The organism is Chryseobacterium sp. 1B4, from assembly GCF_036631475.1.
Lineage (GTDB): Bacteria > Bacteroidota > Bacteroidia > Flavobacteriales > Weeksellaceae > Chryseobacterium.
The window spans coordinates 72,298-96,175 of the sequence record NZ_JAPNUF010000006.1 but is presented as its reverse complement, the minus strand read 5'-3'; the positions used below and the strand labels follow the sequence as shown (position 1 = coordinate 96,175).

The 23,878-nt window shown below is 34.8% G+C and carries 28 protein-coding genes and 1 pseudogene; 17 read left to right on the top strand and 12 right to left on the bottom strand.

All coding sequences use genetic code 11. The features are described 5' to 3' along the window. Nucleotides 1-52 precede the first annotated feature (52 nt). Complete coding sequence (gene lgt / locus OWR28_RS06265; protein ID WP_332385929.1) at nt 53-889, bottom strand: prolipoprotein diacylglyceryl transferase; 837 nt, start codon at nt 887-889, stop codon at nt 53-55. A gap of 131 nt (nt 890-1,020) precedes the next feature. Between lgt and OWR28_RS06260 the strand changes: the two genes are divergently transcribed. The 13 genes and pseudogenes from OWR28_RS06260 (at nt 1,021) to OWR28_RS06200 (ending at nt 10,780) form a co-directional block, all read left to right on the top strand. Then, nucleotides 1,021-1,233, top strand: a complete 213-nt coding sequence (locus OWR28_RS06260; protein ID WP_332385928.1) for a hypothetical protein — start codon at nt 1,021-1,023, stop codon at nt 1,231-1,233. Nucleotides 1,234-1,356: 123 nt separating this feature from the next. Next, nucleotides 1,357-1,518: a hypothetical protein gene (locus tag OWR28_RS06255; protein ID WP_332385927.1), complete on the top strand. Its 162-nt coding sequence runs from the start codon at nt 1,357-1,359 to the stop codon at nt 1,516-1,518. Between the two features lie 251 nt (nt 1,519-1,769). After that, nucleotides 1,770-3,107 (top strand): cbb3-type cytochrome c oxidase subunit I, encoded by a 1,338-nt coding sequence (locus OWR28_RS06250; RefSeq protein ID WP_332385925.1) that lies wholly within the window; start codon nt 1,770-1,772, stop codon nt 3,105-3,107. A gap of 11 nt (nt 3,108-3,118) precedes the next feature. After that, nucleotides 3,119-4,111 (top strand): cytochrome c, encoded by a 993-nt coding sequence (locus tag OWR28_RS06245; protein WP_332385924.1) that lies wholly within the window; start codon nt 3,119-3,121, stop codon nt 4,109-4,111. Between the two features lie 2 nt (nt 4,112-4,113). Continuing rightward, nucleotides 4,114-4,386: a hypothetical protein gene (locus OWR28_RS06240; RefSeq protein ID WP_332385923.1), complete on the top strand. Its 273-nt coding sequence runs from the start codon at nt 4,114-4,116 to the stop codon at nt 4,384-4,386. 5 nt (nt 4,387-4,391) lie between these two features. Continuing rightward, nucleotides 4,392-4,799 carry a cytochrome C gene (locus OWR28_RS06235; RefSeq protein ID WP_332385922.1) on the top strand — a complete coding sequence of 136 codons (408 nt, stop codon included), beginning with the start codon at nt 4,392-4,394 and terminating at the stop codon, nt 4,797-4,799. Nucleotides 4,800-5,011: 212 nt separating this feature from the next. Continuing rightward, on the top strand, nt 5,012-5,329 hold the full coding sequence (locus tag OWR28_RS06230; protein WP_332385921.1) for a low affinity iron permease family protein: 318 nt from the start codon (nt 5,012-5,014) through the stop codon (nt 5,327-5,329). 54 nt (nt 5,330-5,383) lie between these two features. Next, on the top strand, nt 5,384-5,788 hold the full coding sequence (locus OWR28_RS06225) for a hypothetical protein (protein ID WP_332385920.1): 405 nt from the start codon (nt 5,384-5,386) through the stop codon (nt 5,786-5,788). A 55-nt stretch (nt 5,789-5,843) separates the two neighbouring features. Continuing rightward, a complete protein-coding gene (locus OWR28_RS06220; RefSeq protein ID WP_332385919.1) occupies nt 5,844-6,539 on the top strand; it encodes a VIT1/CCC1 transporter family protein in 696 nt (231 codons plus the stop codon). Nucleotides 6,540-6,903: 364 nt separating this feature from the next. Then, nucleotides 6,904-7,686 (top strand): hypothetical protein, encoded by a 783-nt coding sequence (locus OWR28_RS06215; RefSeq protein ID WP_332385918.1) that lies wholly within the window; start codon nt 6,904-6,906, stop codon nt 7,684-7,686. Nucleotides 7,687-7,773: 87 nt separating this feature from the next. Beyond that, on the top strand, nt 7,774-8,508 hold the full coding sequence (locus OWR28_RS06210; RefSeq protein ID WP_332385917.1) for a helix-turn-helix transcriptional regulator: 735 nt from the start codon (nt 7,774-7,776) through the stop codon (nt 8,506-8,508). Between the two features lie 71 nt (nt 8,509-8,579). Next, nucleotides 8,580-9,113, top strand: a complete 534-nt coding sequence (locus tag OWR28_RS06205; RefSeq protein WP_332385916.1) for a dihydrofolate reductase family protein — start codon at nt 8,580-8,582, stop codon at nt 9,111-9,113. A gap of 81 nt (nt 9,114-9,194) precedes the next feature. Then, nucleotides 9,195-10,780 (top strand): annotated as a pseudogene (locus OWR28_RS06200) (Na+/H+ antiporter). A gap of 140 nt (nt 10,781-10,920) precedes the next feature. On the opposite strand, the gene OWR28_RS06195 reads toward OWR28_RS06200, so the two are convergent. Together OWR28_RS06195 and OWR28_RS06190 are read right to left on the bottom strand one after the other, a co-directional pair. After that, nucleotides 10,921-11,238 (bottom strand): nuclear transport factor 2 family protein, encoded by a 318-nt coding sequence (locus OWR28_RS06195; protein ID WP_332385915.1) that lies wholly within the window; start codon nt 11,236-11,238, stop codon nt 10,921-10,923. Nucleotides 11,239-11,259: 21 nt separating this feature from the next. After that, nucleotides 11,260-12,051: an SDR family oxidoreductase gene (locus tag OWR28_RS06190; protein WP_332385914.1), complete on the bottom strand. Its 792-nt coding sequence runs from the start codon at nt 12,049-12,051 to the stop codon at nt 11,260-11,262. Nucleotides 12,052-12,179: 128 nt separating this feature from the next. On the opposite strand from OWR28_RS06190, the gene OWR28_RS06185 reads away from it, so the two are divergent. From OWR28_RS06185 to OWR28_RS06175, 3 genes are all read left to right on the top strand, one after another. Continuing rightward, complete coding sequence (locus OWR28_RS06185; protein WP_332385913.1) at nt 12,180-12,560, top strand: winged helix-turn-helix transcriptional regulator; 381 nt, start codon at nt 12,180-12,182, stop codon at nt 12,558-12,560. Between the two features lie 437 nt (nt 12,561-12,997). Further along, entirely contained in the window at nt 12,998-13,183 is a 186-nt protein-coding gene (locus OWR28_RS06180) for a hypothetical protein (RefSeq protein ID WP_332385912.1), read from the top strand. Then, a complete protein-coding gene (locus OWR28_RS06175) occupies nt 13,162-14,025 on the top strand; it encodes an LLM class flavin-dependent oxidoreductase (RefSeq protein WP_332385911.1) in 864 nt (287 codons plus the stop codon). The genes OWR28_RS06180 and OWR28_RS06175 overlap by 22 nt, the downstream gene beginning before the upstream one ends. On the opposite strand, the gene OWR28_RS06170 is transcribed toward OWR28_RS06175, so the two are convergent. The 6 genes from OWR28_RS06170 to OWR28_RS06145 form a co-directional block, all read right to left on the bottom strand. Continuing rightward, nucleotides 14,026-14,607, bottom strand: coding sequence for a Crp/Fnr family transcriptional regulator (locus tag OWR28_RS06170; RefSeq protein WP_332385910.1), 582 nt, complete (start codon nt 14,605-14,607; stop codon nt 14,026-14,028). It abuts the gene before it with no gap. Between the two features lie 759 nt (nt 14,608-15,366). Beyond that, a complete protein-coding gene (locus OWR28_RS06165; RefSeq protein WP_332385909.1) occupies nt 15,367-15,582 on the bottom strand; it encodes a hypothetical protein in 216 nt (71 codons plus the stop codon). Between the two features lie 166 nt (nt 15,583-15,748). Continuing rightward, nucleotides 15,749-16,687 (bottom strand): hypothetical protein, encoded by a 939-nt coding sequence (locus OWR28_RS06160; protein WP_332385908.1) that lies wholly within the window; start codon nt 16,685-16,687, stop codon nt 15,749-15,751. Next, nucleotides 16,684-17,229 (bottom strand): hypothetical protein, encoded by a 546-nt coding sequence (locus OWR28_RS06155; RefSeq protein WP_332385907.1) that lies wholly within the window; start codon nt 17,227-17,229, stop codon nt 16,684-16,686. The genes OWR28_RS06160 and OWR28_RS06155 overlap by 4 nt, the downstream gene beginning before the upstream one ends. A 149-nt stretch (nt 17,230-17,378) precedes the next feature. After that, nucleotides 17,379-18,092 carry a hypothetical protein gene (locus OWR28_RS06150; RefSeq protein ID WP_332385906.1) on the bottom strand — a complete coding sequence of 238 codons (714 nt, stop codon included), beginning with the start codon at nt 18,090-18,092 and terminating at the stop codon, nt 17,379-17,381. Between the two features lie 206 nt (nt 18,093-18,298). Further along, a complete protein-coding gene (locus tag OWR28_RS06145; protein WP_332385905.1) occupies nt 18,299-18,823 on the bottom strand; it encodes a hypothetical protein in 525 nt (174 codons plus the stop codon). 179 nt (nt 18,824-19,002) lie between these two features. Here OWR28_RS06145 and OWR28_RS06140 point away from each other — a divergent pair, with 179 nt between their 5' ends. After that, nucleotides 19,003-20,355: a phosphoribosyltransferase gene (locus OWR28_RS06140; protein WP_332385904.1), complete on the top strand. Its 1,353-nt coding sequence runs from the start codon at nt 19,003-19,005 to the stop codon at nt 20,353-20,355. Between the two features lie 38 nt (nt 20,356-20,393). On the opposite strand, the gene OWR28_RS06135 is transcribed toward OWR28_RS06140, so the two are convergent. From OWR28_RS06135 to OWR28_RS06125, 3 genes are read right to left on the bottom strand one after another with little or no spacing between them, the layout of a single operon-like run. After that, entirely contained in the window at nt 20,394-20,981 is a 588-nt protein-coding gene (locus OWR28_RS06135; RefSeq protein ID WP_332385903.1) for a hypothetical protein, read from the bottom strand. After that, entirely contained in the window at nt 20,927-22,525 is a 1,599-nt protein-coding gene (locus tag OWR28_RS06130; protein ID WP_332385902.1) for a hypothetical protein, read from the bottom strand. Before OWR28_RS06130 ends, OWR28_RS06135 begins: the two co-directional genes overlap by 55 nt. After that, nucleotides 22,447-23,235: an HD domain-containing protein gene (locus OWR28_RS06125; RefSeq protein ID WP_494168445.1), complete on the bottom strand. Its 789-nt coding sequence runs from the start codon at nt 23,233-23,235 to the stop codon at nt 22,447-22,449. The genes OWR28_RS06130 and OWR28_RS06125 overlap by 79 nt, the downstream gene beginning before the upstream one ends. Nucleotides 23,236-23,878 lie beyond the last annotated feature (643 nt).

Here is a 23,878-nt window from a genome sequence, read left to right as displayed (position 1 = left end):
AACTCACTGAAAACAGCTTTCAGTGAGTTTTTATTTGTAAAGAAATAATAAATCAAGCGGTTTTAATCTTTCCTTTCTCCAGTATACTTTTGATAATAAAGAATAATCCAAGAAGAACAAATGGAATACTCAGAAGCTGCCCCATGTTAAGGATCATTCCGTGCTCAAATTCTACCTGATCTACCTTGATAAACTCTATCAGAATTCTCATAATGAAGATCAGCAGGATACTGATTCCAAAGTAAAATCCTTTTCCGATTTTAAAGATATTCTTCCTGTAAATGAAATACACAGCAAGGAAAATAATAAAATAAGAAATCGCTTCATAAAGCTGGGCCGGATGTCTCGGGAGATCATCTGTCTGACGGAATATAAAAGCCCACGGAACATCAGTAGGAACTCCGATAATTTCAGAATTCATAAGATTGGCCAGCCTGATGAAAGTACCTCCCAACGGAAGTACAATGGCTATTGCATCCAGAACGGTCATAAATGGGATAGCATATTTTCTCGCATAAATGAGAAGCATAATCACCAGACCGATACCGCCGCCATGACTGGCAAGACCCGCAAATCCTGTAAAGTGGTAGCTTCCGTCCGGACCTTTCTGAATGGGTAAAAATATTTCAAGCGGATGCTGAGAATAATAATCAAAATCATAAAAAAGACAATGCCCCAATCTGGCTCCCACCAGAATTCCTATCAGTGCATAGGAGAATAAAGCTTCATGGGCCTGCGTGCTGAGACCTTCCTTCTTATAGATGCGTTTTAAGATATTCAGGCTCAAAACAAGCCCTGCGAGAAACAGTAATCCGTAATATTTGATAGGAATTCCCAGGATATTGACGATTTCGGGATTGATGTCCCAGTTGATATATAATAAATTCATTGCTGCAAAGATAGGAAAATAGGATTTTCCGGGAAAAACACTACTGTCCGGGAGTTCTATGATCTGAGTCATAAAGCGTTAGGAGTATGTTGTCTACATTTGAACCTACACACACCACAAAATTTAATTATATGAAATTCATTGTATCATTCATTGTGCTTGCCGGCCTTTTTGTCGTCGGCTGCAAAAAAGAACCTCAGACACAACGGACCAATACAGATACCATTATGGCATCTGACAGTCTTACCTCCGGCTCTGCCCAGATTTCACCGGATTCGGCAGATCAAACTCCTACGGTGGACAGCTCTGCGTATGACGTAGATTCTATTAAAAGAAGTAAATAATCGTATTTACAGCCATTAACGTTTTAAAGCGGGATAGATTTCTTTTAAAAAAGAGATCAGTAAAGAATTCTATTAAGATATAAACCGGGACATCACGACTTATTAACCCATGATACTATTGTTATGGCAGATATCTCATTATTTAAAGAAACAGGAATACAGATTACCTTATTGCTTACTTTGATGGTCATTGTAGCCGGCCTTATCATTGTGGTTCTGAAGTTTTTATCCATCTATGCTAAAATATTAAGGCGGAAAGAATTTACTGAGAGAAAAAAGAAATAGAAAATCTTTCTCCTGAAGAAGTAGAAGATTATGAACAACGGGAAAAAGAGCTCAGTTTCAGCCTTCCGGAAAATGGTCTTTCAGGTACCCTGCCGCCTGCAGATACAAAAGGAGTTGTACAAAACATCAATTCTGTTGAAGAGTTAAGGGTATTTCCCACCAAAAGGAGAACATCTTCATTTCAGAAATATATTTCTCCTGAACTGAGCCGCCTGATTCTTTATTTTCTGGGAACAGCCATATTCTGGCTTTTGCTGGGGACAACCTTCGGATTATATGCAGGTATAAAACTGGTCGCCCCGGATATAGAGCATACAAGCTGGTTCAGCTATGGAAGGCTTAGGCCGGGTCATACCAATGCTGTATTCTGGGGCTGGGCATCTCTGGCGATGCTGGGTTTCGCTCATTATGTGATACCGCGGGTAAGCAATGTTGAGAAATTTAATATAAAACAGGGGTATCTTTCTCTTATTCTGGTCAATGCAGCTGTTCTTGCCGGAACAATTTCCGTACTTTCAGGAGTAAATAACGGCGGGGGAGAATACCGGGAATATATCTGGCCGATCATGATTACTTTCGGGATAGGAGTGGCGCTCTCACTGCATAATTTCTTTAAACCCATTGCACACAGAAAAACCAAAGAAATTTATTTATCTAACTGGTATATTGTATCAGGGACAATGTTTATTGTTATTGTAATAGTTATCGCTTATATTCCTATCTGGCAGGACGGGGTAGGAGAGACCATTATTCAGGGATATTATATGCATCAGGCTATCGGAATGTGGTTCATGATGATCAACCTGGGACTGATGTATTATTTTTTACCACAGCAGCTGAATAAACCTATCTATTCTTACAGCTTAGGCGTGCTGGCTTTCTGGACCCATACCTTTTTCTATACCCTGATCGGAACCCACCACTTTATTTTCAGTGCCATCCCATGGAGGCTGCAGACAACAGCTATCATTGCAAGTGCAGGGATGCTGATTCCTGTGGCGGCGGGTACAGCCAACTTCCTTCTGACATTTAATGGAGCCTGGTATCAGCTGAGGACAAGCTACACACTTCCGTTTTACTTCATGGCGATCATATTTTATTTTACAGGATCATTCCAGGGAACGGTGGAAGCTTTCAGGTATACCAACCTTCTCTGGCATTTTACGGATTTTACTGTAGCGCATTCACATCTTACCATGTATGGAATCATCACATTTATGCTTTGGGGATTTTTCTATACGCTGGTTCCCCGGCTTACAGGAAAGGAACCTCCGAAGCTTTTAGTGGGAATCCATTTCTGGTTTGCACTGATCGGGCTGTTGTTTTATGTTATTGCTTTAATGATTGGCGGAACGCAGACAGGAGAACTCTGGATCAAGAAAAAACCTTTCATTGAAGGGGTGATCAATATGGCGCCTTTCTGGCTTTGGAGAGCTATCGGAGGAACATTGATGTGGCTGTCCCATTTGATTTTCGCTTATAATTTTTATAGGATGGTAAGAAAAGAAAATCAGGTAAGAGCTCCCAGGACACCTGCAGAAATTCTGGCCGCAAAGAAACAGTTTGGAAATACAGAGTTTAACACTTAAAGATCAGCATCATGATATTTTTAAACGACCATAGAATCCTTTTCGGCTCTGCACTTTTACTTTTTGTTTCACTTACCCTTTACATTGCCATATTCCCTGCTTTGGAGAACCAGAAGATCAATAAGCCTTTACCAAGACAGTCTAAAATTCTGACAAAAGAGGAGCAGGCCGGTAAAAGGGTTTATATAGATAACGGATGCATTGCCTGTCATACCCAGCAGGTCAGAAATGTCGAAATGGATAATGTTTTCGGAAAAAGACCAAGCATACCGGCGGATTTTGCCATCAATACCCGGACAGATTTCTGGAGAAACACAGCCAATCTGATGGGCACCCAGAGAACCGGGCCGGATCTCACCAGTATCGGGGAAAGACAGCCCAGTGCAGAATGGCATCTGATTCATCTCTATCAGCCGAGAGCTGCCGTTGAAGAATCTGTGATGCCTGCCTATCCCTGGCTTTTTATAGAGAGGGATTATCTTCAGCCTGGAGATGTTGAGGTGAAAGTTCCTGAAAAATTTCGTCCCAGGTACAAAAAAATTGTTGCGGGTCCTGAAGCCCTTCTGCTGGTAGCTTATCTGAAATCCCTGAAACAAACGGATTATACGGATAAATCTATTGTTCCTGCATTTCTCTATAAACAGAAAAAAGAAGAAGGTGCAGCACAGGGAGGAAATGCTAATTTACCGGATGGAGGTTCGCTCTTTACCGCCAATTGTGCAAGCTGCCATCAGGCTAACGGAGAAGGGGTTCCGGGAGCATTTCCACCATTGAAAGGAAGCCCTGTGGTTACAGGAGGAGACCTTGAGCTGTATGTCACCATCATCATGAAAGGCTATGATCCGAGGCCGGAATTTGCGACCATGCCGCCTGTGGGTACCAATGCCAACTTCACTCCTGAAGATGTAGCTGCCATTATGAACCATGAGCGGACCAGCTGGGGAAACAATGCCAAAAAGGTAACCGCTGAAGAAGTAAAAACAATAATGGATAAAATAAAATAACAATGAGAAATGTTTTAAAAAAGATAGCTGTCCTGTCTGGAATATTCTTTACAGTCTATGCATTTGCCTGTGATGCCTGTAAACTTCAGCAGCCCGAAGTAACAAGAAACTTTACCCACGGAACCGGCCCGGAAAGTAACTGGGACTGGTTTATCGTAGGATTTGTCATATTGATAACAGTACTGGCATTTATCCTTTCTGCAAAATACTTGTTCAAACCAGGAGAAAAAGATAAATCCCATATTAAATACTCCGTTTTTTCAGGTGAAAATTAAAGATCATGACAAAAGATAAAAGCAAAGTTTTTTTATTTATCGATGACGATCCGGCTCCCATTGCAGAGCTGGACACCCCTATTGTTTTTGATCTGGATACCAAAAAGCTCACGGACGGAGAGCATACTCTTAAGATCGTAAGCCATTCGCCATCCGGAAGAGAAGGTATCAGAAACATACAGTTTACCGTTGCTAATGGCCCTGCAATACGGATAGAAGGCCTTAAAAATAAAGATGTGGTAGATGGTACACTTTCTCTGATGATCAATGCGTATGACAAAGGGAACCAGAAAAGCTTCCTGATCAATGGGAGTGAAACACCGCAAACCATTCCTTTCTGGATATGGATTATTGTCATCGTGTTTGCAGCGTGGGCACTCTATTATGAAATAACAAGTTACAATATTCAGTAATTGCCGTGTAATACAACAATTGCTCAACTTCAGCGGGCTTTGTGTAGAAACAGCCATAGGAACAATAAAAATGCTGGAAGGAAATAATACTGTTAAAATTGAAAACCGGAAGATCTTCTTCTGATTCGCATAGATTTATAGATTAATGTTGAAACTTGTCATATGGAGTAATCTGTATGACTTGTTTTTAAATAAATTTTTAAAATAAAATTATGATAAAAGATATTTTAGACAGATGGCCGGATTGGCGGGAGTATTTTAAAGGAAGTGCTTTTTTAGGTATTGCAGGACTTGCTGTACTTTTTATCCGGAATACACAGAATAAAGAAATAAAAACGCTTCAGCATAAGCTTGATGAACTGATGGCTGCACGTAAAGATAAGGACAGGGAAACAGAAAACCTTACAGAAGATGAGCTGAGCCAGCTTCACAGATTCTATGAAGATCTTGAAAAACAGCGCAGAGAGAAATATATACCTGATAACAACCGGCCGGAAAATCTGCAGATGAATTGCCCCAGATATAAGTAGACGATCCAGGGTAAGGGATTATGTATTGAAAATGGACCTAATATATTATGCTTTATGAAAAAGAAATATTTAGTGGCCTATGTTCAGATGTTTTATTTTCTGCTTACCGCAGTATGGCCATTTGTTCACCTTGAAAGCTTTTTGAAAATTACTGGTCCCAAGACGGATATATGGCTGGTGAAAACGGTCAGCTTGCTGATTTTACCTTATGTTTTCCTTATTTTATATGTTTTGAAAATAAGGCGGAGTGCTTTGGTTATGCTGGTCATTATACTCTGTTCTGCCGGACTCGCTGGAATTGATCTTTATTATTATATACATGACGTAATCAGATGGACTTATATGATAGACTTTATTCTTGAAGTAACATTCATTGTTTACTGGATTTTTATAATAAGATCAGTATCACAAAAAAGTCTTTCAAAATATAAAGACTTTATCCTAAATGCCTTAATTTAAAACGATTCTTGACGAAACATTTGGTAACTTTAACGTGCTATCAAAACAAAAAGTTATGCATCATCAGCTGGAGAAACATTATGTAAACAGGGTAGGATGGCTCCGGGCTGCCGTATTGGGAGCCAACGACGGGTTATTGTCCACCACAAGTATTGTTATTGGAGTTGCGGCAGCAGAGCCCGAACGGCATATTATTATCCTTGCAGCGCTGGCAGGTATGATTGCCGGAGCAATGTCTATGGCCGCAGGTGAATATGTTTCCGTAAGCTCTCAGGAAGATACGGAAAAAGCAGATCTGATGCGCGAAAAGCTTGAACTTGAACAAATGCCGGAGATAGAGCTCAGAGAATTAGCCAAAGTGTATGAAAAAAGAGGCTGTACCAAAGAAACGGCCATGCAGGTAGCAATTGAACTTACTGAACATGATGCCCTGGGAGCACATGCCCGCGACGAACTGGGAATAAACGAAATAACACAGGCCAAACCTTTGCAGGCGGCGATGGCTTCTTTCGGTTCATTTGCGGTAGGGGCTTTATTGCCGTTTGCGGTTTCCCTTTTGGCACCTATTAAACAAATGGTGTATTTCCAATATGGGTTTTCAATCATATTCCTAATGCTTTTAGGAGCAATCTCTGCGAGAGCCGGAGGTTCAAATATTAAAATCGCAGTATTGAGGATTTGTTTCTGGGGAACTGTTGCCATGGGAATTACAGCATTGGTGGGCCGCATTTTCGGGGTTAGTGTGGCGTAAAGGCTGTGATGTCCGTCTTTTGCTCTGGAGAATATTACGGCAATTCGCATTCAGACTTCCCTGCAGTTGATTGCTTAAGGATTTTTAAGACAGGGTTTCGGAATTTTTGAATACCTATTGATATTGCTGCTTATGAAGTAAATGTTTCACCTACAATAGTCCAACATCAACCGATTATCTTTCCGAAATTGTGAAAAAACCGGAATCTTTTCAGCCGTTGAAATTGATCATGAGCAGTCTATCATTGTGTTTGGCTTAGAAATAATCTGCAAAAGGGATATTTTTGTATATTTAAAAGGCATCAAAATATACTGCAAAAAGCTGGTTTTATGCTTACATGTAACTTAAAGAGAACTGATAACAAATGATACAACAAGAATTCGCTAACAGAGCAAAAGAGATTTTAGAACCGGACGACAATGTTATTGGCTTAGCTGTTGCGGGTTCCTGGCTTACCGGTGAAATAGATGAATTTTCAGACCTGGATCTCATTCTTGTAACCCGACAAAAAATTTCTGACGATAAGAATTTAATGCTTGGCTATGCAAGAAAGCTGGGAAATTTTTTGTCAGGGTTTACCGGAGAACATGTGGGAGAGCCGAGATTATTGATATGCCTGTATGACAATCCGCTTTTGCATGTGGATATCAAGTTTTTAACCCCTGAAGAATTTCAGAGCCGTATTGAAACCCCAGCTCTTCTCATTGATAAGGGTGGACAACTTGCGAACATCATTCATCATACAGAAGCCGGGTTTCCCTATCCGGATTATCAGTGGATAGAGGATCGTTTTTGGACCTGGATTCATTATGTATTACTGAAAATAGGACGTGGAGAATATTTTGAAGCATATGACTTTATGGGATTTCTGCGCATGATTGTATTGGGGCCGTTACTCCACATAAAAAACGGAAATTTACCTCGCGGTGTGAGAAAAGTGGAAACTGCTTTAGATACTCCTGATCTTGAAAAATTGAAACTTACCATTCCGGATTATAACAGACAATCCTTATTGGAAAGTTTGAGAAACGCAGTATCATTATATAGAGATCTAAGGGCAGAACTTTTTGGCAGTAAAGTACATTTGCAAAACAACACTGAAGAAAAAGTGATGAGGTATTTTGAAGAAATAGAAAACAAACACTAGCTAAACAAATTGAAGCGGAAACCTGAAGCTTTTGTACGGAAGTAATTATAAAAAACGGAGTGTTATTGTGAAAAAACAATATAAACCATGCAGTACAAAAAAATAAAGCCTTGTAAGGAATTAGAACCTTTTATTCATTTCTATTGGGAATTGAGGGGAAATGAAATAGAGAGGCAATGGGAAAGGGTTTTCCCTGATGGCTGTGCGGGTATACTCATAAATTTGGGAAATAAATGCTTAACGGATAACGGATTGCTCTCAATGGAATATGGAAAAACTTATGTAGTTGGTGCCATGAATTCTTTTAAAGATAGCTTTATCGACAGCGAAACCCATTTAGCAGGAGTATGCCTGAAACCTGCCACTTTTACAAATTTTTACAGCTTTGCCTCACAAAATGAATTAACAAATGCCACTGTTGAATTTGAAAAAGCCAATTCCTTTAATGTTGATAAAACATCTGAGAATCCTTTCCATTATTTTGACCAGTTCTTTTCCGGGAGACTCAAAAGCAAAAATATCCGGCTGCAGGAAGTACTTAATCATATACATTCAAGCAATGGAAACATAAGGAGTAACGAGCTGGCCAAAATACATTTTACGACGGTAAGACAACTGGAGCGGAATTTTAAAAAACTAATCGGATTATCACCCAAAGAATATTCAAATATTATCAGGTTTCAGCATGCTATGAGTTTGATCAAAAATTCAAATCAAAGCCGGAGCTTATTGGAAATTGCGTTTGAATGCGGTTATTATGATCATTCGCATCTTACCAATGAAATCAAGAAGAATACCGGACTTGCGCCCTCATTGCTTTAATGTGTCGCATTTTTACAAAGTACAGATCGTTGTATAGAAGTAAATTTGCTTCAATATTAAAATCAAAACCGATGCGAAAATTATCACTTTTCATTGCAATGAGCTTAGATGGCTACATCGCAAAACCTAATGATGACCTGAGCTTTCTGAAGATAGTTGAAAAAGAAGGTGAGGATTACGGTTATGCGGACTTTACTTCCGGAATTGATACCATTATTATAGGTAGAAAAACCTATGATTATGTACTGAAAGAAATTGGCTCATCTCATTATGACAACGGGCAACGGGATGTATACGTAATCACAAGAACAGCAAGGCCGAAAGAGGGCAGAACGACTTTCTATAAAGGAGATATTACAGAACTGGTTAACCATTTAAAATCCAGTGAAGGAAAAAATATATATTGTGACGGTGGTGCTGAAATAATAAATGAATTATTGAAGCATGATCTGATAGACGAATTTATTATTTCGGTGATTCCGGTGTTATTAGGCAACGGGACAAAGCTTTTTAAAGACGGCCGGCCTGAAAGCTCAATTGAATTTATTACAGCAAAAACATTTGAAACCGGGTTGGTACAGCTGCAGTACAAGCGAAAAAAATAACAGTTTTTCTGATGAGGCTGCGATAAGTAAAGGTATAGTTTTTAAAATTTGATATATATTTAAGTATCCAAATTTTTTCCTATGCTTAAAGACTTTGAATTTTATCTGTTCCTGGTTTTCCTGATTACAATGCTTATCATGCTGGCTAATAAGATTAAGGTAGCATATCCGGTTTTACTGGTCGTGGCCGGGCTTATCATAAGTTTTATTCCCGGGGTGCCATCCATTAAAGTAGAGCCGGAATTACTATTTATCATCTTCTTACCTCCATTACTGTACGAAGCTGCGTGGTCAACCTCATGGAAAGAACTTTGGAGATGGCGCAGGATTATCTTCAGCTTTGCCTTTGTAGTTGTTTTCTTTACCGCATTGTCGGTTGCCGCTTTTGCCAATTATTTTATTCCCGGGTTTTCTCTGGCTCTCGGTTTTTTATTGGGCGGGATTGTTTCTCCACCTGATGCCGTTAGCGCCGGAGCCATTCTGAAATTTGTAAAGGTTCCGAAAAGACTGGCTTCCATTCTTGAAGGTGAAAGTTTGCTGAATGATGCTTCTTCTTTGATTATTTTCAGGTTTGCTATGATTGCTGCTGCAACCGGACAGTTTGTTTGGCATGAAGCAGCAGGAAGTTTTGTATGGATGTGCCTGGGAGGCCTTGGAATCGGGCTTGCGATTGCATATGTCTTTCTGAAAATCCATAAAATGTTACCTACCGACTCAAATATAGATATTCTGCTGACTTTCATTGCACCGTTTTCTATGTATCTGGCTGCAGAACAGCTGCACGCATCCGGAGTTCTGGCAGTGGTAACCGGAGGACTGTTTCTTTCTTACCGGAGTCATGATTTTTTAAGCAGTGCATCCCGAATACGTACCGTAACGGTATGGGAAAGTCTTTGTTTTCTGTTGAACGGAATTGTTTTTATGCTTATCGGTTTAGATTTACCGGAAATTGTTTCCGGTCTAGGTGATACAGATATTTATACTGCGATAGGGTATGGAATTGCAGTTACTATAGTGTTGATTATTGTCCGGATTTTGGCAGGATATGGAGCACTGGTGACCACCTTGATTATGAGGAATTTTATCACCGTTGCTGATCCTCAGTCACCGGGCTGGCAAACTCCTCTGATTATTGGGTGGACCGGTATGCGGGGGTAGTGTCCCTGGCAGCAGCACTTTCCATTCCCATGACTTTAGATGATGGGTCTCCGTTTCCTCAAAGAAATATGATCCTGTTTATTACATTTATTGTAATCCTGTTAACACTGCTTTTACAAGGGCTTACCCTTCCTTTTTTACTTAAGAAATTTCCTCCGGTAGACCGCGATTTCATAAGAAGTGCGAAAGAGATAGATTATGACATTCAGAATAGTCTGGCAAAAGTAGCGCTTGATAAAATCCGGAGCGACTATGCTGATAAAATAGAAAGTTTTCCGGCGTTAAAAGATCAGTTACAGAAATATGAAAATCAGTTGAGCAGTTCTGAAATTATTTTAAATTACGAAGAATACAGACATATTTATATTGACATTCTCGACACCCAAAGAAATTGGCTTATCAATAAAAACCGCGAAGAACTGTTACTGGATGAAAATATCATCCGAAAACATCTCAGAATATTGGATTTGCAGGAGGAAAGACTGAATATGAAAGGATATACTGTTTAATTCATAATTTAAGTTAAAAAAGAGTCCGTCTCACAACTCGTGAAACAGACTCTTTTTATGAACAATACTTTATTGGACATCATTTCAGAGAATAGGAAAATGATTCTTATAGTACGTCATTTTCTGATACAGAATCTCTTTTAATCTGTCACTTTTAATTGCTGAATTTTTCCGTCATTAATTTCAAAATGAAATTTTAAAATGATCGGATTGCCCGGAAATGGTCCTGAAATTTCCGCTGATAGGATATTTTCTTTTTCGATATAATCCAGCGGCTCCATCGTGGCTTTATATTCTTTATTGGATTTGTCAATCCACTTTTCAATTTCTGTTTTTCCGTTATGGATTTTGCCTTCATCAAAGACTACAGCTGTTTCCGTGAAACATTCGGCATAGGCAGCACTATCGAAATTGTTCTGTGCTCTTACCAGTTCGGTGATTACTTTTGGTAAATTCATATTTTCTGTTGTTAGGGATGATTAAATTGTTGGTACTGTTCCGCCATCGATTACATATTCAGTTCCTGTTAAATAGCCGGCTCTTGGTGAAACAAGAAAACCGACGAATTCCGCTACTTCTTCAGGCTCGGCAGGTCTTCCGAAAGGTATTCCTCCCAATGCATCCATTACACCCTGCTGCGCTTCTTCTATCGTACTGTTCGAATTTCTTGCAATTTCTCCCAGCCATGCTTCCGAAGCTGTCGTATTGATCCAGCCTGGTGAAACAGTCAGCACCCGGACGCCTTTAGGGGTAACTTCGTTGGATAAGCTTTTACTGTAGTTTCTCAAGGCAGCTTTTGCAGCTGCGTAAGGCAAAGTAGAATCATAAAGAGGCAATTTACCCTGAATTGAAGCGATGTGAATGATAACACCACTTTTTCGTTCAATCATCTGTGGTAAAAATCCTCGGTCCAGCCGAACCGGAGCAAGCAAATTAGCCTGCAGGGTTGATTCCCAGTCTTCATCACTTAATGCATAGAATCCACCGGCAGGTGTTGATGAAGAGCCGAGGTTGTTGATCAGGATATCCAGTTTTCCGTAGTTCGTAAGCACTTCGCTGATTACTTTTTGTGAGCCTTCTGCTGTGCTCAGGTCGGAAGCAATGAAATGCAGATTGCTGTTTTCCTGCTCAGGTGCATTTCTTGCGGTAATAATAACCGTTGCACCAGCCTGCAGCAATCTTTCCGCTATTGATTTTCCGGTGCCTTTTGTACCTCCTGTCACCAATGCAATTTTGCCTGATAACTCATTGTTGTAATTAAATTGTTCCATTTTTAAGAATTATTTATAGGACAAAATTGAGGTATAAAAACAGCTCGGACAAGTACGGAATTACGATTCATATAGGGATAAATTATTCCCCTATTGTGCAAATGGGAACATAGACTTAATTTTACATTATGTACGAGAGAAAAATAATTCCGAACTTAAATTGCGGTCTTGATCTGATTGGTGAAGTACTTTACGGCAAATGGAAGATACGCCTGCTTTGGTTTATTTATCAGGGACATAAAAGACCAAGTGAATTGCAGCGTAAGATCCCGGATGCATCACGGAGGGTTTTAAACATTCAGCTAAAAGAGCTGGAAGACCACGAGCTGGTTACCAAGAAAATTTATCCCGTTGTTCCTCCAAAAGTAGAATATAGCTTAACTGATTTTGGTGAAAGTCTGATTCCTGTTGTAAGTGCTTTGGGACAGTGGGGTGATCAGCACGAAGATCGGTTAAGAAAATTGATTATTAAGAGAATTCAGGGATCTGCAGGTACAGAAGAGAATTAAAGTTTCTCTTTTTTTATTGAGTATTCAAATACGCTTATATCTGTTATGACTTGAGCTTTTTAAGTGTGAAATTATTAATTAGGCAATTTTTTAACTTACTAAAAACAAAAGCCTCTGAAAATCAAAAATGGCACCGTTTGGATTTTGGTGAACTGCTGGCTGGAACATTAAATCATTTTTTTGCAGATTTGGATGATGTTTTGAGTGTATGTGTTTGATTTTTAGTTTTTAAATTTATTTTTCTTTGGAACCTATGTTTATGTAGCTTCATAATTTGTAGTAGAAGTTTTGTATTGATAAGGATTAGGGGAGGCAAAATGTTTAACCATACAGCACCAGACTTTTCTTGATATAGGTCATCGTTTTAAAGCTTCAAAAAAATGGAAATTAGATCATATTTTATATAAGGGAAATTTCATAATACAAAATCAATTAGAATGGAAATAGGAATAGATAGCTTCATTGCTACCGGTGCGTATGATGGCTTATTGCGTCCAGAGAAAAATATTGAAGCTATGGAAAATTTGTTGTCAAAGATAGAGTTTGCAGACCAGGCCGGATTACATGTCTTTGGGCTTGGAGAACATCACCGCAAAGAATTTTGGATGAGTCTCCGGCAGTAATATTGGCAGCAGCGGCAGCGAGGACTAAGAATATTCGGCTGACAAGTGCTGTTACAGTACTTAGTGCGGCTGATCCTGTAAGAGTATTTCAGGAATATGCAACATTGGATATTATTTCCAAAGGCCGGGCTGAGATTGTAGCCGGGAGGGGATCATTTATTGATGCGTTTCCTTTATTTGGATTCAATACTCAGGACTATGATGCTCTTTTTGAAGAGAAAATTAAATTGCTTCTTGAAATCCGTGATAATGAAACTGTGACCTGGAGCGGGAAATTCCGTCCTGAACTGAAACAACAGGCAGTATATCCGAGACCGGTACAGGAACAATTGCCAGTTTGGATAGGAGTAGGAGGAACTCCACAATCTTTTATGCGGGCCGGAATCCTGGGACTTCCATTAATGGTGGCTGTTATCGGAGGCGAAACGCATCGTTTTCGTCCATTGATAGACTTATATTATGAAGCCGGAGAAAAAGCCGGGCATCCTCGGGAAAAGCTTAAAGTAGGATTACATTCGCTGGGCTTCGTGGCGGATACAACAACTACAGCAAAAAATATCTATTTTCCTGGTTACCAGGAAATGATGGGTAAAATTGGAAAGGAGAGAGGGTGGGCTGCTCCTACACGGGATATGTTTGAAGTTCAGGCTGCTCCTGCCGGAGCTTATGTTATTGGCGATCCAGAAGAAGTTGCAGAAAAGATTTTACGGCATAGTGAGGCGTTAGGCGGTATATCAAGATTTACATTTCAGATGGATAATCCCGGACTGAGTCAAGATAATATGCTTAGGGCGATTGAGTTAATTGGGACAAAGGTAATTCCTATTGTCAATAAAGCATGATTATTTTTTGACCGCTCGGGATCGAATTCTGCTCAACGTTTCCTGCGTAATACCTAAATATGATGCAATCAGATGCTGTGGAAATCGTTGCGAAAACTCAGGGTAGCTATCAATGAGCATATTATATCGCTCTTCTGCTGTCATACTTATGGCAGCATTGATTCTTTTCTGAGTGGCGAAAGAATAATTTTGGTCCAAATGACGGGTAAGTTCATTCATGATAGGAAGTGTGAATACTTCTTCTCCGGCTTGTTTTGTTAAGACCAATAAATCAGCATCTTCACATGCCTCAATATTGAAGGAAGAGGGTGAAAGTTTTGAAAAACTTTCACGATCACCCACCCACCAGCCTTCAATATAAAGACTTATGATATGTTCGGTACCTTTAATATCTGTACTGTATTTTTTCATGGAACCCTTAGCAAGAAATCCCATATAACTGCTTACATCCCCTTCATGCAAAAAGAATTCCCGTTTTTTGAGTTTATAAGGAACAAAATTATTTTTTATAATGTTAATTTCATTAGCTGCTAAAGGTCTGGAGACCCGTGAATTGATGTATTCAATTAAAGTGTCGTACATTAGTTGTAATTGTAAATATAAATATACTGAAAGTTATCATTACAATCAAGATTGTTAAGAATAATCTAACCTTCTCCTGACCTTCTCCAACTATATTATAATTAGACAAACTTCTATTATTGTAATTAAAATGCTTTATTCCATAGAAGCGATTTATAGAATCAAAAACTCAAATAGATATGCTTTGAAAAATAGAATAAATATCTTGAGAATTCCTTTTAAAGAATATCATAATATACAAAGCTTAATAGATGATGCAATTACCAAAATTAATAATCAAGAAAAGCAGCTTAAAAAGTATCATAATTTATTAAATGTTTTCAGAATAAGCTATGTTGCTATAATTGTAAAAAGGAGAATGAGATTAAAAAAATTACTATTAGGAAATAAAATAAGACAGTATTATTTATCAGATCTACATAATAAGAGATATCAACTATAAAAATATACTAATTCAAAAATCCATCTCTAAAATTTCAGAGATGGATTTTTACGAGTTTATTCTAACTCAAAATGAAAAAACTGTTCAGATTTTTAAAACCCTGCTTAATAAGCTGTTCAGATTTTCTTTACCCTGTTTTTTCGTTGTTAAAAGTAAGCATATTTTTTAAAAAAACAACTTTTGAATGATTGTTAAGTATTTAATGCTTACTATTTATTAAAAGCTTAACTTAATGAATAATAAAGGTTGTCTTACTATTTAAGGATAGTACAATTGTTTTTGCATAGAGCTATTATGTAAATTTTGAAAAAAACTTATTACCTCAAGGCATCAATATTTCCAATGTATTTACTAATTATTTGTAAATCACTACTTTCATCTGGGTTTAAATCAGTTTTCTTAATCAGTGATATTATTTTAGAATAAAAACTATTATTAAAACCATCAAGTGCTTTCTGATATTCAATATCAGTATATGATATTTTGAAATCATCAAATGAAAATGTAAAACCGATATTTGAATCAAATATCATATCAATTAAAATTTCCTCAGATAGTATTATTGAAGATTTGTCTTTTGGTAAAATTTCCTTTAACTTGAAATTTGTTTCATATTTTTTGAATTCTTCAGATCTAATTGTTTTCTTTGAAACTTTGCCCTTTTCAGATACACGTTTATGAGCAATTGTAGTTACAAGTTCACCTATATCTTCTTGAGATAATGTTTTCGTAGTAAGTAATTCTTTTTTTGTTTATTAACAATTTTAGGAATGTATTTTTTGAAAATGATTCTGTATCATATACTCCAATGCTGTAACCTGAATTATTTGACTTGATTTTAGCTAATGGTCTAAATATTTCATTAATTTCTTCCTCTGAAAACTCTTCTTTAATCTCATTAATTTCTTGTTGACCAAGAGGATTAATGAAAATCTCATTATGGAATGTTTTCACAATATTTGACTTTAAATTAACGATCTCCGTTTCTTCATCATTTCTTTTCATCCAATCATTAGCAATTGAAAATCTAAAACTTCCATAACTTGAATGTGTAACTATAGGGTTGATGATCCTGTCGATTTCCTTTTGTAATTCACTCAAATTATCATCTCGGAATTTAGCTAAGCGTTTTACCTTTGTTAATGCATAAGCCTTCAAAGATTTCAAGTAATTATCCGTAAAATCTTTAATCATTTCTAAAGTAACTGAATGACCAAATATGAGGTTCGTTGGTTCTAAAGTATAGTGCGTACTGTTTTGTCGTAGAACATTTAAGTAGGAAAGTTCTTTTTTCTGCCCTATAGGATTTATATTCTTTAAAGAAACTAAAATTTCTAATGCATCATACAATTGTTGCTTAACATCTTCGTCAGCACTATTTGTTAATCCAAAAAATATAAATTTTTGAGCTTCTTCCACTTCTCCAGCCTTTAAATTTAAAAACGCTGCGCTTCTAATCAATATACTTCTTGTAGGTTCAAGGTCAGGTTTGTCAAAGTAAAAGTTAGCAACTTCGCCCTCTAACCTTGCAGCCGTTTTATAAAGTTCTAATGAAGCATCCAAGTCACCTTCGTCTAAAGCTTGTTTTGCTTTAAATGAGTAATCCATAGCTTCTCTATGTTGTAACTTTGGTTTCATTTATGAATTTCTTTTACGGTTGTTGGTTTAGCAAAAAGTGTGACAACTACAGATGATGCTTGGTCTTTTTTTGAACCTCTATTAATTTGTTCGTGTTTCTTTTTTATTCGATTTACTAAGGTGTTTGACTTGTTTTCCTCCAAAATACCAGATATTTCAACATAATGATATTCTTCATCAAGAAAATTTAAATCATCATCATCAGGTTCGTTCTTGGAAAATCTATAATCAACACCATCACCAATTTCAGTTTGCTCTACGTATTTGTAATCCATTATAACTGACATAACAAACCAGGCTAACGCAACACCACCATGATTAGCAATGTCTTTATCCTCTTTCATTGTCACTTTTGAAAATTTTGAGTCCCAAGTAACAATGTTCTTAATAGATTTTCCATCAATGGTAAATTCAAATTCAGCTTTAGAGTCTTTATGATAGCGGTCAAGTCCAACAGCAGCCCAATAATTATGAACTTTTATATGCTCTTTCGGTGGACCATTTAACTTATCTAAAGTAAGATCAAGATGAAGTTCTGTCATTAAGTTATTGTAGTTATTGTTTTCACCAAATATACAAATTAATCATATTAGTATATTAATTGCGATTTTAAACTACTTACAATTTAAATTTAAGTATTAGAGAAAAATTTGTGTTGATTAGTTTAAATGATAGTAGTAAATATATAATCTTAGATTTCCATATCTAAATTCATTATACCATTGATAATTTTTAGTACTTCAAAAGAATTTTCCCACCCTCCACAACATTCAGGACTTAGAGCAATTGTAAGAACATCTATTTTATTTATATTTTCCAACAAAACGTTTGCAACATTTCTTATAAGTTCATCAGAATAAATCTTGTAAAGATCTTTATGTTGAGAGTAGAAATAATCAATATCCAAATTAACAATCAAGCCATTTTTTGAGTTTTTAATCCAAAAATTAAAACTGCTAAGAAATTCTTCGATAGTAGATTCGTAATCAATAAACTCGCTACTTGGATAAGCTTCTTTGGTAATAAAATACGTTTTTCCAAAATAATTAGGATAAACTTCCTCTAAATTTAAAATGTAATTGTCCCAACGAAATAGAGGGACTTTCATATTTGGTTCCTCTGGATGATTTTCAGTTAGTTTAAGATATTCATCAAATGTAATTTGTCTAAGATCAATATTGTCTTTAAGTAAATCTGATTTAATTGATGGAATTGGATATAACAAGTCATTATGCCTATCAATATGTACAAAATCATAAATCTTGGTGATATCTGTTTTCTGTAGCCAGCACCAAGCTGCACAAAGATGGTTATCCATTATGTAGACTTTATCTTTATTAAATAAAAAATTTGCCTCTGTTCTCCCTGATCTAACTAACTGTTTTGGTCTTTCTTTTATCCACATTTTAAATAAAGCTTCCTAATACCAAATATACAAAAACAATTATTTTTATGCCTCTTTTAAAAACTTCAAATTATCAAATTAAATACTGAGCTTACAACAAATGTCGAATAGATTGAATGTTTTAATTTTGATTTATAGTCTGTTTTAATAATTTGCTATGTTTATCTGTTGTTACACTTGATTTTGAAATAGTGTTAAAAAATTTATTACAGTAAATGTAATTTGGTCATCCTTGGGTTTAGCATGAAATAAATAAATTTTTTTAGATGAGTGGCAGATTCATTTTGCATATAATTTCTAATCTGTTTTATGGTTGATACTAAAGTTCTATTTGCAACAATCATAATAGCATTTTCAAAACTTAAGTCGTCAGACACTGCAACTATTAATTTCTCTAAATCCTCTTTTAGATTACAGTATGAATCTATTTTTACTTCACAATAAAAAATCTGTTTGTTTTTATTATCAGTGCTTTCATGAAGAACAATATCTGGACGAATAAGATTAACTCTAGCTTTCAAAATATCAAAATGGCACTTTAAATTATTATAACGAGCTTGATTTTGAGGAAGTCTCATTATGTTTCTAAAGTTGCCAATAATTTCTGTTGAAAAGTTATTTTCTGCTTCTTGAATGTAATTTTCGCCGTTTTTACTGATAGCATTCCAATAGTAGTTTTCAATACCAACTTCTCTAAATGCAGAATATAACTCTTTAAGATACTGATTCATGATAATAAATTTTTATGATAGATAAATCTTTTAAAATAAATTTTTCAGTTGTTACTTTCTCAGATTCGTTTATTTAAAAGAGTTGTCATTACATATATATGTGCTCAAAATTTCACTTTTATAATAATACAAAACTATATGTTTAATTTTAATTATATTAGAAAATTAAATCATGAAAGATGAAATATCCTATAGAAATTGAAAATAAAATCCTTGATATCGATAATATTATTACAAAATGGCCAATAAAAAAGAGTTTAGAAGAAGTTATAAATTGGATACTTCAGTTTGATAATGAAGATTTTGATTTTGCTTTTCGAATTTTAAAGAACTTAAATGTTATTGGACCTGAAGAATTAAATTCAGCATTGTCTATTTCTTATTCAAAACTCAATCGCCAAGCTAGAAATAAACAAATTAATATATCAGTAAAGAATACAATGTTTGCGTCGATAGGAGGTGCCAGTAAAAGTGGAGCGATGATATCGTACAATTTTAGGTTAATTAATGAACTTGCATCAGCAAATTTTTTAGATGATGAGAGTATTAAATATATAGAAAATGGTAAAATTGAGAATTTAGTTTTGGTGGATGATATAATTGGGACGGGTGAACAGTCATCTAACGAATTGAAAAATATTGCTGAAAGAGTACTGCCACTTGGAGTGAAAAATATATTTATTTTAACTGCTATTGGATTTAAAACTGGTATTAAGAAAGTTGAAGAAATACAACTTGCAGATGTTTTCTCTGCGTTAGAGTATGATGACGATGACACTGTACTATCTTTAGACTCGGCTTTTTATGATGGACTTTCTTATTCTGAAAGAAAAGAGTATTTTGAAAAATTTTCAAAATATAAAGGATTGGGATATAAAGGTGCTGGTACACTTATAGCATTTTATTATAATACTCCCAATACAACAATCAATAGTATATGGCATCAAGCGCATGGATGGATTCCTTTGTTTCCAAGAATATCGAATACAACAGGTATTGACAAACATTATCCGGAATTAGAAGCAGCTTTAAAAAAGTCGAAAAATATAGATACTTTAACCATTTATGTTGAAGGAAAAACAGAAGAACTTTTCTTTGAACTTATAGGCGGAAAATTTAATAATTTTGGATATAAAGCATTAGATGTAATATCTGTGGGACTATTTTATTCAGAGAAATTAATAAAATCACTTGTTTCAATTTCTCCTAATTATTTATTTATTGCTGAAAAGAATATACGTCAACAAGTCGCTGCAAGAAAAGTCATAGATTCTATTGATCAAGATAAAATTTTGTACATACACGATATTGTTGAATACTTTGATACAACAAAAATTGTTGATAGCGGAAGATTTAATTTGAAAGTTGACGATATTGAAAACATTGCAGAATATATAAGTCTGAAGTTTTTCAGAAGAGTCCCTCCGACGATAAGAGAAAAAAATATTTTAATTATGGTTAACGATTTTTTAGATGATAATAAGATTTTAGGTTTGGTTGATGAAATTAAAAATAAACTTAAAATTCAATAAAAAACACTCCTATTTTAGCATTAAATAGGAGTGTTTTTTTATCGAATAGCACCAAAATCTTGTTTTGTGATATTAATATTTTTAGATGGTTTTAAATCATGTGGTAGAACTGCTTCAAGGCGATTCAGTATTTGTTTAATTTTTTCTACTTTGTCATTAAATTCTTTATTAATAGCAATAAATATTAATTGTTGTGAATAATAAAAATATTCATTTACAAGTAAGTCAAATGCTTTTATATACCATTTGATATAGGGATGATTTATATTTAACATTTGATTAATATTAAGCTTCTCAGAATTATTATCAAAGTTTAAAAATATGAATGGTGAAAACATTTGTAGTTCTCGAGGGAAATCTTGTAATTTTTTATCAATATAATATTTTTCACGATTATTTGAATCTTCAAAACTTACTGAAATCTGAAAATTTTGTTCAAGTGCATAACACACTAAAATATTATAAAATTCGCTTCTATATTCGTTCCTAAATATTGTAAACTCCGTTTTAGTAGTTAGTACTTTTTCTGCAAGTTCATTTATGGATAAGATACCATCAATAGTATCAATCTTTATAAAATCATCAAGAAATTTTTTATTTTCATTATAAAAGCCAGATAAATGCACATCAGAAGAAGTGTAATAACTATTTTTTCTTCAAAAAAACAAAATTTGTGTGATTCGTCGACATATTTATTAAGCCTTTCAAGAGAGAAGCTAAGATTTGCCATTAATGAATATGGAAGTTTTTTAATGTCATTTCTAGATACAGTTAGTTCGGGCAATAAGTTGTCTTGAAAGTAAAAAACCCCAAAATAAACAAAAGTTTTATTAGAGTGCCCATAAAATTTTCCTCTAGTATTAAAGTTATAACGATCTATTGAAAAAATATTTTTAGAATCATTAATTACTATACCATTATGGCTTAGATAAATCCCTTGTTTAAATTCTTTTCTCTCTTTACTAAATGTTAAAATATTGGGAAGATTTAATTTATCCAAAATATAACTGATATCTAACACTTCTTTAATTTCAACACTTCTTCCAGATGACTTACTTTCTTCTCTCCTAAAGAGTGTCAACATTAATCTATTATTATCATAACGAAAGTAAATTGATAGATCATCTTTAAATAATGTCTGTATATGTTGATTTGAAGTATATTTTGAATCTACTGCGAGTACTATGAGTTGGCCCTTTAGATTTTCAGAAAAGGCTTCGTCTGCCAAATTGATATACTCAATATTAATATTTATACCATTTACAAAATTAACTTTAAGTGATTCTTCAACTTTTTTGACAAATGCTTTATCAATTGAAATTACCTCATTTTTCGCCCAGGGCTTATTTATTAGATCGCTAAGTTCTCCTCCTACCATATATCCTTCAAATAATATTGGAATTGGGGAGCATAAAATAAATTTTTCTAATTCCTTTTTAATATCAAAGCCAATAAATTCTTTATTTGTAGTTATTCTTACAGCAATAGAAGTTCCTGCATCGTTGCGATATCCTTCTTCACTATATGATTGATTCGGCATTGATTGTGGAACATGGTTCTTATTATTAGTTTGGAGAATATAAGATGAGTTTCGTCCTTCAATACCTAATCTTATGGCAACATTTTGTTGTAAGTAATATTTAGTACTGATCTCAATTCTATCTCCTGCTAGAAAGCAAGACAATAATCCAATACCAAATCTACTGATAGGGACAAAATCTTTATTGATTCGTTTGTTTAGATTAATTTTTTCTAATTTAAATTTATCGGAGTTATAATAAGATTCGCCTTTTTTTAATAAATGATTAGTTATAATTTCTTCATTCATTCCCATTCCAAAGTCATCAATCCTTATCCATTGAAAGCCTTGTTTATCGGTAAAAAATGAAACTTTTATAGGTTCAGCTTTAAATTTCGGATTCGTTACTTTTTCAACAAATTCTCTATGACGACTTGTATCGATAGCATTTTGTAATAACTCTCTTATAAAGATAAAATCATCATTATAAAATTCATCACCAGTTAATAAATTCAATATTTTTTCTTCAGAAAGACTAAAATGATAATTTCCGGATTGATAATTTTCTGAGGTCAAATTTTCAATATCAATTGCATCAGGAAAAATATGTTCTTTCCATTTTTTGAACAATGTTTTTGAAGTTTTTGACAAGCAATAAGTTCTGAATTTATGTTTTGAATAAAGCTTCTAATTGCAATTTCGATACTAGGGTGTGGAGTAGTAGCACTAAAAATGACTTTTAAATTATCATTTTCTCGTATAAATTCAAAACCATTTGAATTTAAATGCTTTTCCCACTCAATTTTACTAAATCCATCTAATTTGTTTTTAGGGTGCCCTAGCTCTAAAAACTCATATACACTTTTGGGAGTTCTGCTATTATCAAAATCAAGAATATCTGCAAGCCTTAATAATATTGCACAAAAAACAAGGTCGCATTTACCTAAATAGTCGTTCTTGAAGATATTTAATTTTGAAACTATCTCTTCTACACTATAATTATGGCTCTCGCATAAAAAGCCTAAATTATCTTTTATTGAAATATTCTCCCATCTTAATGGAATTGTAGTATTAACTTTGTTTAAATATACCCATACTCTCGTTGCATGCATCCACCGGCAATACCATTCTATTAAATTATTTGTTGGGGTTTTATTATTTTCTTCATACTCAAGTTTTGCTTGAGTGTATTTTTCTAGAAATATTTGAAATGTAGGTTCATTACTAATATTTTGTAGTTCATTATCTGAATAAACCATTCCGATATCATGATATATAGTGCTCAAAATTAGCATGGCACTCTCTAGGGGTGATAATTTTTCAATATCGTTCCCAAGCAGATCGCCCATTAATTTAAGAATGTTTTTTGATGTCTATTATTATGAAGTGTATATTTAGGAAAAGCATTGGTGTACTTATCAAGTAAGGGCATCGCAAACTCAATATGTGAACTAACAAAAGCAATGTTTTCGGGACTTCCTGTTTTTATGAAATGTTCCCAAATACTTAAACCATGGAAGTGATGAACAATAGTATTTGTTTCTGGCATTAGTTTACTTTTTACATATTATAAATATAAAATTAATATAATAAAATTAAATTAAATTACAAAAAATATTTAACCACCCTTTTGACCACCCTAAAAAGCAAAAACCTCTGAAAATCAAATGATTTCAGAGGTTTTTTGTACCCATAAACGAAGAGATATCGAAACATTTAGTGGAAGATTTAGAAAGAATCGTAGAATTAAATACTCCTCTTCTGTGACCTTGACGAGCATATCTTCAAATACTGTTATTGTTTTTTATCTTGTTATTTCTTACGTCATCACAAAGTAATATAAATAGGTTACAATAACACAATAGTTGCTCTTGGTGAAAATTATTAACTCTTCCTTATGGGAGGGGTTTGAATATAGTATCTTAAAATGATACATACTTGTCAAAGCTTTTATCTTCCATATGTTTTCAACTAGCAAGTGTAAGTTCATAGTATGACAGATTG